This window comes from Micromonospora sp. SYSU B005, from assembly GCF_055362685.1.
Genome location: NZ_JAXCFU010000001.1, coordinates 56,556 through 70,675, shown reverse-complemented (window position 1 = coordinate 70,675; position 14,120 = coordinate 56,556). Strand labels below are relative to the sequence as shown.

Genomic DNA, 14,120 nt, shown 5'->3' with positions numbered 1-14,120 from the left:
TCCCCGACCACCGGGCCACTGCCGTTCCGGCCCTCAGCTCGTCATCGCCGCGTAGACGACGATGTTGTTCAGGTAGCTCCCGGCCGTCTTGTCGAACACCCCGCCGCAGGTCACCACGCGCAGGGCGGGGACGTCCGACGGACCGTAGACCTGCGCGGCGGGAAAGGCGGTCTTCGGGTACGACGCGACCTCCCGCACCGTGAACGTGGCGGCCGAGCCGTCCTGCCGGGCCACCACGATGGTGTCGCCCGCCACCAGCGCGCCGAGGTTGAAGAACACCGCCGGGCCGAGCTGGGCGGAGTCGACGTGACCCACTATGACCGCGTTGCCGGCCTCGCCCGGGCTGGCGCCGGGGGAGTACCAGCCGGCGTTCATGGCCTGGTCCAGCGGGGGCACCTGGACCGTGCCGTCCGGGTTCGTGCCGAGCGACATGATCGGCGCCTGCACCCCGATGCGGGGGATCGAGATGGTGACCGGCGCCGATCGGGGCAGCGGGGCCGGGGCGGCGCCCGTCGCGTCCGGGGCGCCCGGGACGCCTGCGGCGCCGGGGGCGGCGCCGGTCGGTGGGCCCGGCGTCGCCGGGCCGCCCCCGGCGGGGTCCGCTGCCGGCCGGCCGGTGCCGCCCGGTGTGGACTCGCCGGTGGTGCCCGGTGCCGATTGGCCCTCGGTGCCCGGTGCGGGTCGGCTCTCGGCGTCCGGGTCGGCGTCGGCGCCACCCGGATCGCTCTGCGGGCCGGTGGTGGCCGGAGCCGCCTGACCGAGCGGCTGCGGCGGTGACGGTGGCGGGACGGTCCGCACGGACGCGCCGATCAGACCGGCCCCGGCCATGGCGAGCAGGACGACGACGGCCGTGCCGGCGGCACGCCACGGACTTCCGTGGCGGCCGCCGGCCCGGGTCGTCGTCCGGTCAGACCAGGCCACCGGCCCGCCGCCGGCGCAGCAGCACCAGGCCGCCCAGCGCCGCGGCGCCGATCATGCCCGCGCCGCCGGTGGCGAGGGTACGGTCCACGCCGGTGGTCGTCATGCCACCGTCGCCGCCGTCGACCCCACCGCGCGGCAGGACCACCAGCTCGCCCTCACCGCAGGTGCCCCGCAGCTCGTACCGGCCCGGCCGGGCGTCGTGCGACACGGTGGCCTCGCCGTAGTAGACGAAGTCCTTCCCGTGCTCCCACTCGTCCTTGCCGTAGTCGCGCTCGGCGTCCTTGCCGTAGTCGCCCTTGTCCTCCTGCCAGGCGCCTCCGCTCGCCTGCCAGTCGTCCTTGCCGCCCTGCCAGTCGTCCTTGCCGTCCTGCCAGGAGCCGTGCTCGTCCTTGCCGTCCTTGCCCTTGTCGTCCGGCCGGCCGCCACGGTCGTCCTTGCCGTGCTCGTCCTTGGCGTCCTTGTCGTGCCGGTCCTTGCCGTCGGGGCCGTGCTCGTCCTTGGTCCAGTCCGGCCCGCCCGGCTTCTCCTTCTCCCAGCCCGGCTCGGCGTCCTGGCCGTACTCGTCGTGCCCCTGCCAGTCGCCGGGGTCGACGGCCGCGCCGGCGCCCGCGCCACCCGGCTGCGGCTGCCCTTCCGGCTGGCTGGCCGGCGGCTGGGGCTGGTTCGCCGGAGGCTGCGGCATGCCGTCGCCACCCGGGCCGTTCCCGCCGGGCCCGTTGCCGTCCGGACCGTTGCCGCCGGGGCCGTTGCCGTCCGGACCGTGCCCCTCCCCGCCCGGCTCGCCGCGGCCGTCCGGGCCCTTGCCGTGGTCGTCCTTGCCGTCCGGGCCCTTGCCGTGGTCGTCCTTGCCGTCCGGGCCCTTGCCGTGGTCGTCCTTGCCGTCGGGCCCCTTGTCGTCCCAGCCCCAGTCCTGGTCGCCGCCCCAGTCTCCGCCGCGGTCGGCCCAGTCGCCGTGCTCGCCGTCGCGGGCCGGGTGCAGGTCGACCTTGCCGGTGACCTTCGACCAGACGGTGGCGTGCTTCTGCGGCTCGGAGCAGATCGCGAGCAGCTCGACGGTGTCCCCCGCCTTCACCACGTGGGGCTTGGCGATGACCTTGCCCTCGTCGTGCCCGCCCGCGTAGGCCATTCCCGGGGTGAACGCGAGAAGGCCGGCTCCGCCGAGGGCGGCGCCCGCGACCACCTTTCCGAGCATCTTCTTAGCCATGACCAGCGTCTCCATCCCTGTTCGTCCTGAGCCCGACGTCAGTCGAGCTAAGGCCGACGTTAGACCTTTTCGCGACTTATTCGGGAAAAGATTCGCTTTTAGGGATTTGCTGATGTTGGGGCGGATGCGTGCCTTGTCCGACGCCGCGCGCGGATCGGGTGCCCTTCGCCGCGGCCGCGGTCCGCGCGCCGAGTGGAACGTCATGGGTGTCTCCGGGCCGTTTCGGCACCCATGACGTTCCACCCGAGCTGAGGGGCGCCGGTGGGGCGGCGGGAGTGGGAGGCGGCGGTACGGTGGGGCGAGGCGCATCGAGCCATTGCCATGGAAGCGCTCCCATGCAAGAATCGCTGCACGCGGTTCGGGGAGCCACACCGCGAGCTCAGACGTCGAGGGCAGCCGGCACCATCGGCCGACGTCCGGCTCCATCGGCCGGTCCTGCGGACCGGTCGGCACCACCACCCCCACAACGCCCGTCCGGGTCGGGCGTCCCCCGAAGTAACCCGTGGCGCGCACGGTCGTTCCCGCAGGACGACCGCAGCCGCCATTGCGCCGGGCCGTACGCGGATCCGGTCTCGCCCAAGGAGATCAGTGGCATGAATCTGTGGAGAAGGCTGTCCGGCCGGAACCGGACGCTTGCGCTCACCGGCGCCGGCGTCCTGGTAGCCGGTGGACTGGTGACCCTCCCGGTCACCGCGGCGCAGGCCGCCACGCAGTGCAGCGTGACCTACACGACCAGCGACTGGCCCGGTGGATTCACCGGCACCGTGACCATCAAGAACATCGGTGACGCGCTCAGCTCGTGGAACCTCGGCTTCACCTTCCCGAACAGCTCGCAGCGGGTGGTGAACGGCTGGTCCGCGCGGTGGTCCCAGAGCGGCCAGAACGTCACCGCGCAGAACGAGTCGTACAACGGGTCGCTCGCCAGCGGCGCCAGCACCACCATCGGCTTCAACGGCTCCTGGAGCGGCAGCAACCCCAAGCCGACCCAGTTCACGCTCAACGGCACTGTGTGCAACGGCGGCACGCCGACCACCAGCACCCCGCCGACGAGCACGCCGCCGACCAGCACGCCCCCCACGAGCACCCCGCCGACGTCGACCCCGCCGACCTCGACGCCGCCGACGACGACCCCGCCGCCCGGGCAGCGGGTCGACAACCCGTACGCCGGCGTGAAGGGGTACGTGAACCCCGAGTGGAAGGCCAAGGCCGAGTCGGTGTCCGGCGGCAACCGGGTGTCGAACAACCCGACCGCCGTCTGGATCGACCGGATCGCCGCCATCAACGGCACGCCGGACAGCAGCTCCAACGGAGCGATGGGCGTCCGTGACCACCTGGACGCCGCGCTCGCCCAGGGCGCCGGCTACATCCAGTTCGTCATCTACAACCTGCCCGGCCGGGACTGCTCCGCGCTCGCCTCGAACGGTGAGCTGGGCCCGGACGAGCTGCCCCGCTACAAGGCCGAGTACATCGACCCGATCGCCGCGATCCAGGGCGACGCGAAGTACCGGAACCTGCGCATCGTCAACATCATCGAGATCGACTCGCTGCCCAACCTGGTGACCAACACCTCGGGCAACGCGGGCGGCACGGTCATGTGTGACACGGTGAAGGCCAACGGCGCGTACGTGAACGGTGTCGGCTACGCCCTGGCGAAGCTGGGTGCGATCGGCAACGTCTACAACTACATCGACGCCGCCCACCACGGCTGGATCGGCTGGGACAGCAACTTCGGCCCGGTCGCCGACCAGCTCAAGGCCGCCGCCGTGGCGTCCGGCAGCACCGTCGCCAACGTGCAGGGCTTCATCGTCAACACGGCGAACTACTCCGCGCTGAAGGAGCCGTACGTCAAGATCACCGACACGGTGAACGGCCAGACCGTGCGGCAGTCCAAGTGGGCCGACTGGAACCAGTACCTCGACGAGCTGTCGTTCGCCCAGGCGTTCCGGCAGAAGCTGGTCTCGATCGGCTTCGACAGCAACATCGGCATGCTGATCGACACCTCCCGCAACGGTTGGGGCGGCACCGCCCGGCCGACCGGCCCCGGCCCGTCGACCAGCGTGGACGCGTACGTCGACGGCGGCCGGGTCGACCGCCGCTTCCACACCGGCAACTGGTGCAACCAGGCCGGCGCGGGCCTCGGCGAGCGGCCGCGGGCCAACCCGGAGTCCGGGATCGACGCCTACGTCTGGGTGAAGCCTCCGGGTGAGTCGGACGGCTCCAGCAAGGAGATCCCGAACAACGAGGGCAAGGGCTTCGACCGGATGTGCGACCCGACCTACACCGGTAACGCCCGCAACGGCAACAGCATGTCCGGTGCCCTGCCGGACGCGCCGATCTCCGGCGCCTGGTTCGCCGCCCAGTTCCAGCAGCTCATGCAGAACGCGTACCCGCCGCTCTCCTGAGCCGCGGTACGGGCCACCCGCGGCGGCGGGAGTGAGGCACCGCCGCGCGGGTTCCCCGGGCCCCTGGTCGACGCCCACGTCGGCCAGGGGCCCTCGGCCGTGCCGGTGTCAGGGCACGGTGCGCTCGATCGCCGCCCGGCCCAGCTCGGCCAGGTCGCGGCGGGCCCGCTCCAGGTTCTCCGGGGTCATGTCCTGACCGCGGGCCTGCACCAGGTCCTCCGGATCCCAGGGCTGCTCGGCGCCGGTGCGGATGTCGTCCGGTGCGGCACCCGTCCCGGTGCCTGTCGCACCGGTACCGGCCGCGTACGGGTCACCGATGAGGTTCGGCGACCCGGTGTCGGGCACCGCCCCGTCGGGCTCGGTGAAGACGGGGTTGTCCGGGTCGGTGCCGCCGCTGCGCAACTGGGGCACCGTGCTGTCGTCGTCCACCGCCGCGGCCACCTCGGGGGTCTCCTCCAGCGGCCGCTCGCCACCGCGGTCACGATCGGTCATGCTGCTGCCCTCCTGTCCCTTCCGCCTGATCCCCGAGGCGTACCCGGTGCGGGCCGCGCCATGCGGTCGGCGGGGATCAGGACTCGTCGCGGTGTTGCTCCGGCGTCTCGGTCGGGCGCAGCCGCAGCCACAGCAGCATCAGCAGGCCGAACACCAGCATCGCCGCGCCCGCCCACAGGTTGATCCGGACGCCCTGCGCCTTGTCGATCTCGGCGGACGTGTCGAACAGCCCCATCAGCCCGACGATCAGCCCGTACACCACGAACAGGCCACCGATGACCCGGCGGATGTCGAAGAGCCGGGCCGCGGCGGAGCGTTCCTCCCGGGCGTCCTCGGTCTCGTCGACCAGCGGGTCGTGCGCCTCGCCGCCCTGGTAGTGGCGGCCCGCGTCGTCTGCCATGGCGTGCGTCCCCTCCTTCAGAAGACCGGGATGTAGAACAGGGCGGCGAGGACCACCGCGACGACGCCGAGCAGCACCGGGGAGCGGTACCAGGCGGCGTCGCCGGCCAGTGAGTCGTCGGCGAGCGTGGTGTCGCTGAGGCCGTACACCAGCCCGGTCAGCTCCCGGTCGGTCTTCGGCCTGGTCAGCGGCGTGACGATCGCGGCCACCACCGCGACGGTGGCGAAGGCCAGGCCCGCGCCCCAGAAGCTCTCCTCCAGGTCCGAGTTGAAGCTGATCACGCCGCCCTTGTAGAGCAGGTACGTGGCGGTGGCGACGACGGTGCCGGACAGCAGCGACCAGAACCCGGCCAGCGGCGTCATCCGCCGCCAGAACATGCCGATGATGAACGTGCCGAACAGCGGCGCGTTGAACACCGAGAACAGCGCCTGGATGTAGTTCATGATGTTGCTGAACCCGGCGGCGATGAACGCGGTGCCGATGCCGACCACCACGGCGCCGACGGTGGCGAGCCGGCCCACCTTCACGTAGTGCTCGTCCGGCATGTCGCGCCGGAAGTACGCCTGCCAGATGTCGTACGTGAACACGGTGTTGAAGCCGCTGACGTTCGCCGCCATGCCGGCCATGAACGAGGCCACCAGGCCGGTGACCGCGATACCGAGCACGCCGTTGGGCAGCAGGTCGCGCATGAGCAGCGGGATCGCGTTGTTGTAGACCAGGTCGCCCTCGTCGGCGCCCAGCCCCTTCACGGTGACCAGGGCGATCAGGCCGGGGATCACGGTGACCGCCGGGATGAGCAGCTTCGGGTACGCGGCGATGATCGGCGTACGCCGGGCGGCGCTCATGTTCCGCGCGGACAGGGCGCGCTGCACCTCGGCGAAGTTCGTGGTCCAGTAGCCGAAGGAGAGCACGAAGCCGAGGCCGAACACGATGCCCAGCCAGTGCGCGCCGAGCGGGTTGTCGGTGCTGCCGGTGCCCTCCCAGGCGTGCAGCCCGGCCTCGCCGAGCTTGGAGTCGCGGACCGCGTCCATCAGGCCGCTCACGCCGCCGACCTTGACCAGCCCGATCACCGTGATCGGCACCAGACCGGCGATGATCACGAAGAACTGGAGCACCTCGTTGTAGATGGCGCCGGAGAGCCCGCCGACGGTGATGTACGCCAGCACGATCACCGCGCCGACGATGATCGCGAACCAGAGCGGCCAGCCGAGCAGCGCCTGCATGATCAGGGCCAGCGCGTAGAGGTTCACGCCCGCGATGAGCACCTGCGCGACCGCGAAGCTGATCGCGTTGAGCAGGTGGGTGGGGCGGTTGAAGCGCAGCCGCAGGTACTCGGGGACGCTGCGGACCTTGGAGCCGTAGTAGAACGGCATCATCACGATGCCGAGGAAGACCATCGCCGGCACGGCGCCGATCCAGTAGTAGTGCACGGTCATGATGCCGTACTGGGCGCCGTTGGCGGCCATGCCGATGATCTCCAGCGCGCCCAGGTTCGCCGAGACGAACGCCAGGCCGGTGACCCAGGCGGGCAGCGAGCGGCCGGAGAGGAAGAAGTCCACGCTGGTGCGGATCGCGCGCCGGGCGGCGAAACCGACGCCGAGCACCGTGACGAAGTAGAGCGCCAGGATCAGATAGTCCAGGGCGTTCATGTTCAATCGCAGGCCGCCACCGCCCATGACCGTGCTCCCCTCGTGTGCACCGCCGTCCGCACGTACCCCGATTGCGAAGTTTCATACCTGCTGTTCGGTCCGGACGTGCGGAAGCCCCGGCCGGGTCACCGGCCGGGGCTTCGTGGCGGTTTCTCAGCGGCCCAGCACGCGGTCCAGGAAGTCGCGGTAGCCGCGCACGGCGACCCGGAGCTGCTCGGTGTCGGTGGAGCCGGACTCCTGCCAGGCGCCGAGCCGGGTGCGCTGCTCGCGCAGGGCGGTGGAGAGCGCCTCGATCGCCTCCTCGACCAGCGACTCCGCCTCGCCGACCGCGGCGCGCGGGTCGTCCACGAAGCGCAGCTGCACGTCGCGCCAGCGGTCCCGGAAGCCCTGAGCGGCCTCCGGCGCGAACAGTGTCGCCGCGTCGGCGGGTACCGCGCCGGGCGTGGGCCGGTCCACGCCGGCCAGGCTCGCGCCAGCCGTGCCGGCGGCTGCCGCGCCCGCCGCCGCGGTGGCGGTGTCGGTGTCCACCCGGTCGTGCCGCCGGTCGGCGTCGTCGGTGGCGGGGACCGGCTCGGCGTCCGGGTCGACCAGGCCGGGCTCGGCGCTGCCGTACCCGACCGCGCCGTCGGCGACCGCGTCGTCCCTGACGACGCCGTCGATGCGGTCGTCCCGGCCGTCGGTGTCCACCATGCGGTCGTGCCGGCCGTCGCCGTCCACGTCACGGTCGCCGGCGCCGGGGTGCTCGGCGTCCCAGCGGTCCCGGTCGTGCAGGCGGTCCCCGGCGGTCGGGTCGGCCCGCTCGTCGTCCAGCGGGTCGGTGCGTCCCGGCGCGCCGTCGCCCGGCGCCGCCGTGTCCTCGCCGCGCGCGTCGCGCTCGTCCTGCGGACGACCGCCGGCCAGGGCCGAGGCGGCCACCGCGTCGCCCACCGTGGCCGCGCCGAACGCCGTCGGCAGCGGCGCCGGCTCGGCGTACGGGGCACGCCCGTCGTCGTCGGTCCGGTCGCCCGCGTCGCGCAGCTCCCCGGCGTCGTAGGCGCGGGTCTCGTCCACCTCGGCGTCGCGCCGCTCGTCGGTGACCGCCGGGTCGTCGAAGGTGCCGCGGTCGTCAAGCGCGTCCTCGGGCACGTCGGCCCGGTCGGCGTCGCGGCGGTCGGTGTCGGCGTGCTCGCCCGGCTGCGGCACCGGCACCGGTGCGGACCGGACGGCCTCGGGGTGGTCCTGCGTGACCTGCTGTTCATCCTGGCGCATGGCGGCGGCCTCCTCAGCGGCTCGGGACGTCGTGGTCGTGGTCGTGGTCGGGGTGGCGCTGCTCCGGCTGCTGCGTGGACGTGGGCACCGGCTCCTCGCCGAGCAGGTCGGCGAAGAGGGCCCGGTAGTGCACGAGCGCCTGCCGGAGGTCCTCGGTGCCGGCCTCACCGCGCTCGTTGCGCTGCCGGATCTCGTGGGCGTCGCGGTAGTGGGTGAGGGTGCGGGCGTGCTCGACGGAGAGGTGGGCGATCTGGTCCGAGAAGTCCCCGGTGGGGTATCCGCGCTCGGCGATGAGACGGCTGACCAGCTCGTCGGCCTCGCCGACGGTCTCCGCGGGGGAGTCGACGAAGCGCACCTGGAGTTCCTCCCAGGCGGCGGCGTAGCGGGCCCGGGACTCCGGGCTCAGCGGGGTCAGCTCCAGCTCGGCGTGCCGGCGTTCGCGTTCCCGCAGCTCGCGCTCGGCGGCGCTGCGGCTGTCCTGCTCGGCGACGACCCGGTCGTACTCGGGGCCGAAGCGCTCGCGCAGCGCCCGGCGGCGGCTGGCGACCACGGCGACCGCGACGAGCGCGGCGATGACGGCGACGACGATGACTATGACGACTACCTGGGTGGACGACATGGCTCCTCCTTCGCACGGTGGTATTCCCTCGTGCGGGTGATCGCCAATCCCGTTGTGCGGCACTTTCCGCCCCGCTCCGGAAAAAAGGCGCGGTGTCGCGACCGCCGTCCGGTGCCGGACCGGTGTCCGACTGCGCCCGCGGTGCCCGTCTCGGACCGTAGTGAGAGCCGAGACGGCCGGTAGTGCATCCGCCCCGGATTACGTATCCTGCCCAAGGCGTCCGGGCCGGGGCCCGGCGTCGTGGCCGGCGAACGTGACGGCCGCTGCCGGCGCCACCGAGCGACACCTTCCCGGGCGAGGTCTGATTGAACACCCGTGACTGGCCGATTCGCGCCAAGCTGACCGCGCTGGTCATCGGCCCGGTGACCGGGCTGCTGGCGTTGTGGATCTTCGCCACCACGCTCACCTTCGGGCCCGCACTCGATCTGCTCTCCGCGCGTACCCTCCTCTACGACCTGGGCCGTCCCGGCGAGGCCGTGGTGGCCGAGCTGCAACGCGAGCGGCGGCTGTCGGTGGTCCAGCTCGCCGGCGACCGCGCCCTCCCCGAGCTGACCGAGCAGCGGGTACGCACCGACGACGCGATCGTCGAGCTGCGCCGCAAGGTCGACGGCGGTGACCTGCGCGACGTCGCCGACGCCCAGCTCGACAACCGGCTCGACCAACTCGTCTCGGCGCTCGACGCGCTGCCCGCCGGGCGCACGTTCATCGACGACCGCAAGGTGGACCGGGCCGGCGCCGTCGGCCTCTACAGCGGGATGATCGGCTCGGCGTTCCAGGCGTTCGGCGCGATGGCCGCGCTGCCCGACGCGCAGCTCAACCGGGAGGCCACCGCGCTGACCGCGCTGGGCCGCTCCCGGGAGTTGCTCGGGCAGGCCGACGCGCTGCTGGCCGGCGCCGTCACAGCCGGGCGGTACGCCGACGGCGAGCACGAGCAACTGGTACGCACAGTGGAGAACCAGCGTTTCCTGGCCGAGACGGCGGTCGCCGACCTGCCGGCCGGGGAGCGGACCGCCTACCAGCGGATGACCGAGGGCGCCGGGTTCCTCCGGCTGCGCGCGCTCCAGGACAGCCTGATCCGCTCGCCCGGGCTGCCCGCCCGGTTCGACATGCGGGCGTGGGAGACCGGCCACGCCGAGGTGTGGCAGAGCCTGCGCGACTTCGAGCTGCGCGGCGCGGACGCCCTCGCCGAGCGGTCCGTGCCGATGGCCACCCGGATCCTCGTCCAGCTCGCCGCCGCCGGTGTGCTGGGCCTGATCGCGATCGTGGTGTGCGTACTGGTGGCGCTGCGGGTCGGCCGGTCGCTGGCGCAGCGGCTGACCGGCGTACGCGCCGCCGCGACCGAGGTGGCGGAACGCCGGCTGCCCGACGTGGTCGCGCGGCTGCGCCGGGGCGAGGAGGTCGACGTGGCCCGGGAGGCGCCCGAGCTGGACCACGGCGGTGACGAGATCGGCCAGGTGGCGCGCGCCTTCAACGAGGTGCGCCGGACCGCGGTCCGGGCGGCCGTCGACGAGGTGACGCTGCGCCGGGGCTTCAACGAGGTGATCCTCAACCTGGCCCGCCGCAGCCAGGGGCTGGTGCACCGGCAGCTGGCGCTGCTGGACCGGCTGGAACGGCGTACCGAGGACCCGGACGAGCTGGCCGGGCTGTTCCAGGTCGACCACCTGGCGACGCGGCTGCGGCGGCACGCCGAGGACCTGGTCATCCTCGCCGGGGCCGCGCCCGGACGGGGCTGGCGCCGCCCGGTCGCCGCTGTCGACGTGATGCGCGGCGCGATCTCCGAGGTCGAGGCGTACGACCGGGTCGACGTGGGCGAGGTGGCACCGGCCGGGGTGCTCGGCCGCGCCGTCGGCGACGTGATCCACCTGCTCGCCGAGCTGATCGAGAACGCGACCACGTTCTCCCCGCCCGGCACCCGGGTGGACGTCACCGGCCGCAGCGTCCCGGGCGGCTACACCATCGAGATCCTCGACCGGGGGCTGGGCATGTCGGCGCCGGCCCTGGCCGAGGCCAACCGCAAGCTGGCCGAGCCACCGGAGTTCGACCCGGCCGGCAGCGCACGGCTGGGGCTGTTCGTGGTGGCGCGACTGGCCGCCCGGCACGGCGTCCGGGTGGAGCTGCGGCCGTCCCGCCCGGCCGGGATCGTGGCAGCGGTGTTCGTACCGGCGGAACTGATCACCGACGAGCCGCCGGTGGGCGCGGACGCCTCCGCCGGGCCGGAACGGCGGCGCCTGGCCAAGGTGACCCGGCTGACCACCGTGCCCCGGCCGGTCCGGCCGGTCCGGCCGGGCCGGGACCGGTCGGAGAGCACAGTCGTCCCGCTGCAGTCGGCGCGGGCCTCGACGGTGGAGCCGCCCGCCGACGACGACGGGCTGCCCCGCCGGATCCGGCGTCGCGGCGCGACCGCCCGTCCCCGCGCCGCCGTCGCCGACACCCCGGCCCACCGCACCCCCGAGGAGGCCCGCCGGGCCATGTCGGCGTTGCAGGCCGGCACTGCCCGCGGACGCCGGGACGGCTCCCGCGCCGCCGGAACCGATCCGGCCACCCCCGCCACCGAAACGCGCGACACCGGTACGCCGTCCACCACCGCGGGGCCGGCCGTTCAGCCCGCCCCGCCGGCGCCGGACCAACGAACCGCGACTGAGAGGGACGCCTAGTGGTGCACACGACGCGGCAGAACGCCGATCTCGACTGGCTGCTCGACGACCTGGTGGAGCGCGTTCCCGCCGCCCGCCAGGCGGTGGTGCTCTCGGCGGACGGGCTCCTGCTCGGCGCCTCCACCGACCAGGACCGCACCGACGCGGAACACCTGTGCGCGCTGGCGTCCGGCTTCTCCGGGCTGGCCAAGGGCGCCACCCGGCACCTGGGCGGCGGCGCGGTCCGCCAGACCGTGGTGGAGATGGAGTCGGCCTACCTGTTCGTGACCGCCGCCGGGCAGGGCGCCTGCCTCGCGGTGGCGAGCGACGCCGACGCCGACATCGGCCTGGTGGCGTACGAGATGGCGATGCTCGTCATCCGGGTCGGGGAGAACCTGGCCGCGCCGAGCCGGGTGGCGGGGGAGCGGACCGATGCGCGCTGAGTCGCCGGGGCCGCAGCACGAGTGGCTGGACGCCGACGCCGGCCCGGTGGTGCGCCCGTACACGCTCACCGGCGGCCGGGTGCGCCCGCCGGTCGACGGCTTCGACCTGCTGGCGTTCGTGCTCGCCGCCCCCGGCGCGGACCCGGCCGGCACGCCCGGTCTCCAGCCGGAGCACCGCCGCCTGATCGAGCTGGCCCGGCGGCCGAAGGCCGTGGCCGACCTCGCCGCCGACCTTGACCTCGCCGTGGGCGTGGTCCGGGTGCTGCTCGGCGACCTCCTCGCCCATGGGCTCGTCGCGGTGCACCGGCCACCGGCCACCGCGTACCTGCCCGACGACAACATCCTCAAGGCGGTGGTCAGTGGACTCCGTGCGCTATGACCGGGAGCCGGAGGCGCCACGAGTGCCGCTGGCTTTGAAGATCCTCATCGCCGGCGGCTTCGGCGCCGGAAAGACGACGCTGGTCAGCGCGTTGAGTGAGGTCCGGCCGTTGCAGACCGAGGAGGTCCTGACCGGGGCCGGGCTCGGCACCGACGACGTCTCCGGGGTCGAGCAGAAGTCGACCACGACGGTGGCGATGGACTTCGGGCGGATCACCATCAACGACGACCTCCAGGTCTATCTGTTCGGCACCCCGGGCCAGGACCGGTTCTGGTTCCTCTGGGACGAGCTGGCCTTCGGCGCGCTCGGTGCGGTGGTGCTCGCCGACACCCGCCGGCTGGCCGACTGCTTCCCCTCGATCGACTACTTCGAGCAGCGGGGCATCCCGTTCGTGGTGGGCGTCAACTGCTTCGAGGGTTCCCGCCGGTTCGGCCTGGAGGCGGTCCGCGACGCGCTGGACCTGGACCCGGACGTCCCGCTGGTGCTCTGCGACGCCCGGGACCGGCAGTCCGGCAAGCTGGTGCTGATCTCGCTCGTCGAGCACGTGGCGCGGCAGCGCGGCGAGCCGGTGCCGGTGGGCTGACCACGCCGTACCCGATCCGTCGGGCCTGGTGGGACTGACCGGGCGCGCCACCGGGAAGCCTCTGGTTGGATCGCAGGCAGGACCGACGAGAGGTGGGTGCGGTGACCGGGCAGGACGAGATCGTCCACATCGGCGGCTACACGGCGGAGACGGGCGGGCGGGCCGAGGGCGTCGTGGCGGCCCGGCGGGACCGGGCGACCGGGGAACTGACCCCGCTGGGCGTCGTGGCGGTCACCCCGTCGCCGTCGTTCCTGGTGCGGCATCCGGCGCTGCCGGTGCTGTACGCGTGCAACGAGCTGCCCGACGGGCAGGTGAGCGCGTTCCGGGTGGCGGCGGACGGCGACCTCACGCCGCTCGGTGTCCGCGAGACCGGCGGCGCGGAGCCGTGCCACCTGGCGGTCGCACCGGACGGGCGGCACCTGTTCGTGGCGAACTACGGCGGCGGCAGCGTGGCGGTGTTCGGCCTGGACGCCGACGGCGTGCCGGGGGAGCGCACCGACCTGGTGCGGCACTCCGGCCACGGCGCCGACCCGCAGCGGCAGGAGCACGCGCACTGCCACATGGTCTCGCCCGACCCGGCCGGCGGTGGGCTGCTCGCTGTCGACCTGGGTACCGACTCCGTCTACCGGTACGCGGTCGACGCCGGCACCGGCCGGTTGACCGAGCGGGAGCCCCGGCTGCGGACCGCGCCCGGGACCGGGCCCCGGCACCTGGCCCGGCACCCGGACGGGCGGCGCCTCTGGCTGGTCGGCGAGCTGGACGCCACGGTCACCGCGTACGAGCTGACGCCGGACGGGCCGCGTCAGCGGACGCGCGTCGACGCCAGCGGCCGGACCGGGCACGTCCAGCCCTCCGAGGTGACTGTCGGGCCGGGCGGGCGTTTCCTCTACGTGGGCAACCGCGGCGTGGGCACGATCTCCGTCTTCGCGCTCGACGGCCCGGCGCCGGAGCTGGTGGCCGAGGTCGACACCGGCGGCGAGTGGCCGCGGCACTTCGCGTTCGCCGGGGAGCACCTGTACGTGGCCGACGAGCGGGCCGACATGATCAGGATCTTCCGGGTCGATCCGGACGGCGGGGTGCCGGAGCCGGTGGGGGAGCCGGTGCCGATGGCGAGCCCGACGTGCGTCCGACCGTGACCGGACGGTCA

At 73.6% G+C, this 14,120-nt stretch carries 13 protein-coding genes; 6 read left to right on the top strand and 7 right to left on the bottom strand.

From position 1 onward, the window contains the following. Positions 1-33 precede the first annotated feature (33 nt). Together SM452_RS00380 and SM452_RS00375 are read right to left on the bottom strand one after the other, a co-directional pair. Complete coding sequence (locus SM452_RS00380) at positions 34-828, bottom strand: class F sortase (protein WP_436798890.1); 795 nt, start codon at positions 826-828, stop codon at positions 34-36. A gap of 79 nt (positions 829-907) precedes the next feature. After that, on the bottom strand, positions 908-2,125 hold the full coding sequence (locus tag SM452_RS00375) for a hypothetical protein (RefSeq protein ID WP_463839136.1): 1,218 nt from the start codon (positions 2,123-2,125) through the stop codon (positions 908-910). Positions 2,126-2,718: 593 nt separating this feature from the next. Here SM452_RS00375 and SM452_RS00370 point away from each other — a divergent pair. Then, the gene (locus SM452_RS00370; protein ID WP_262014058.1) at positions 2,719-4,527 is read left to right on the top strand and encodes a glycoside hydrolase family 6 protein; all 1,809 of its coding nucleotides are present in this window, start codon (positions 2,719-2,721) and stop codon (positions 4,525-4,527) included. Positions 4,528-4,635: 108 nt separating this feature from the next. Here SM452_RS00370 and SM452_RS00365 read toward each other — a convergent pair whose 3' ends face one another. The 5 genes from SM452_RS00365 to SM452_RS00345 all read right to left on the bottom strand — a co-directional run bounded on the left by SM452_RS00365 (position 4,636) and on the right by SM452_RS00345 (position 8,935). Beyond that, on the bottom strand, positions 4,636-5,019 hold the full coding sequence (locus SM452_RS00365) for a hypothetical protein (RefSeq protein WP_262014059.1): 384 nt from the start codon (positions 5,017-5,019) through the stop codon (positions 4,636-4,638). Between the two features lie 76 nt (positions 5,020-5,095). Continuing rightward, on the bottom strand, positions 5,096-5,419 hold the full coding sequence (locus SM452_RS00360; protein WP_262014060.1) for a hypothetical protein: 324 nt from the start codon (positions 5,417-5,419) through the stop codon (positions 5,096-5,098). Positions 5,420-5,436: 17 nt separating this feature from the next. Beyond that, entirely contained in the window at positions 5,437-7,095 is a 1,659-nt protein-coding gene (locus SM452_RS00355; protein WP_355508928.1) for a sodium:solute symporter family protein, read from the bottom strand. A gap of 126 nt (positions 7,096-7,221) precedes the next feature. Beyond that, on the bottom strand, positions 7,222-8,316 hold the full coding sequence (locus tag SM452_RS00350; RefSeq protein WP_463839135.1) for a hypothetical protein: 1,095 nt from the start codon (positions 8,314-8,316) through the stop codon (positions 7,222-7,224). Positions 8,317-8,329: 13 nt separating this feature from the next. Beyond that, positions 8,330-8,935 (bottom strand): hypothetical protein, encoded by a 606-nt coding sequence (locus tag SM452_RS00345; protein WP_013475405.1) that lies wholly within the window; start codon positions 8,933-8,935, stop codon positions 8,330-8,332. 305 nt (positions 8,936-9,240) lie between these two features. Here SM452_RS00345 and SM452_RS00340 point away from each other — a divergent pair, with 305 nt between their 5' ends. The 5 genes from SM452_RS00340 (at position 9,241) to SM452_RS00320 (ending at position 14,109) form a co-directional block, all read left to right on the top strand. Next, positions 9,241-11,589 (top strand): sensor histidine kinase, encoded by a 2,349-nt coding sequence (locus tag SM452_RS00340; protein WP_262014063.1) that lies wholly within the window; start codon positions 9,241-9,243, stop codon positions 11,587-11,589. After that, complete coding sequence (locus SM452_RS00335) at positions 11,589-12,011, top strand: roadblock/LC7 domain-containing protein (protein ID WP_013288181.1); 423 nt, start codon at positions 11,589-11,591, stop codon at positions 12,009-12,011. Before SM452_RS00340 ends, SM452_RS00335 begins: the two co-directional genes overlap by 1 nt. Further along, positions 12,001-12,390 carry a DUF742 domain-containing protein gene (locus SM452_RS00330; protein ID WP_091422853.1) on the top strand — a complete coding sequence of 130 codons (390 nt, stop codon included), beginning with the start codon at positions 12,001-12,003 and terminating at the stop codon, positions 12,388-12,390. The genes SM452_RS00335 and SM452_RS00330 overlap by 11 nt, the downstream gene beginning before the upstream one ends. Continuing rightward, a complete protein-coding gene (locus SM452_RS00325; protein ID WP_262014064.1) occupies positions 12,371-12,973 on the top strand; it encodes a GTP-binding protein in 603 nt (200 codons plus the stop codon). The genes SM452_RS00330 and SM452_RS00325 overlap by 20 nt, the downstream gene beginning before the upstream one ends. A gap of 101 nt (positions 12,974-13,074) precedes the next feature. Next, positions 13,075-14,109 carry a lactonase family protein gene (locus SM452_RS00320; RefSeq protein WP_262014065.1) on the top strand — a complete coding sequence of 345 codons (1,035 nt, stop codon included), beginning with the start codon at positions 13,075-13,077 and terminating at the stop codon, positions 14,107-14,109. The last annotated feature ends 11 nt before the right edge of the window (positions 14,110-14,120 follow it).

Bases quoted from the DNA above. Each gene is read 5' to 3' on its own strand.
- SM452_RS00380 (WP_436798890.1), bottom strand. From the start codon at position 828: ATGGCCGGGGCCGGTCTGATCGGCGCGTCCGTGCGGACCGTCCCGCCA.
- SM452_RS00375 (WP_463839136.1), bottom strand. From the start codon at position 2,125: ATGGCTAAGAAGATGCTCGGAAAGGTGGTCGCGGGCGCCGCCCTCGGC.
- SM452_RS00370 (WP_262014058.1), top strand. From the start codon at position 2,719: ATGAATCTGTGGAGAAGGCTGTCCGGCCGGAACCGGACGCTTGCGCTC.
- SM452_RS00365 (WP_262014059.1), bottom strand. From the start codon at position 5,019: ATGACCGATCGTGACCGCGGTGGCGAGCGGCCGCTGGAGGAGACCCCC.
- SM452_RS00360 (WP_262014060.1), bottom strand. From the start codon at position 5,419: ATGGCAGACGACGCGGGCCGCCACTACCAGGGCGGCGAGGCGCACGAC.
- SM452_RS00355 (WP_355508928.1), bottom strand. From the start codon at position 7,095: ATGGGCGGTGGCGGCCTGCGATTGAACATGAACGCCCTGGACTATCTG.
- SM452_RS00350 (WP_463839135.1), bottom strand. From the start codon at position 8,316: ATGCGCCAGGATGAACAGCAGGTCACGCAGGACCACCCCGAGGCCGTC.
- SM452_RS00345 (WP_013475405.1), bottom strand. From the start codon at position 8,935: ATGTCGTCCACCCAGGTAGTCGTCATAGTCATCGTCGTCGCCGTCATC.
- SM452_RS00330 (WP_091422853.1), top strand. From the start codon at position 12,001: ATGCGCGCTGAGTCGCCGGGGCCGCAGCACGAGTGGCTGGACGCCGAC.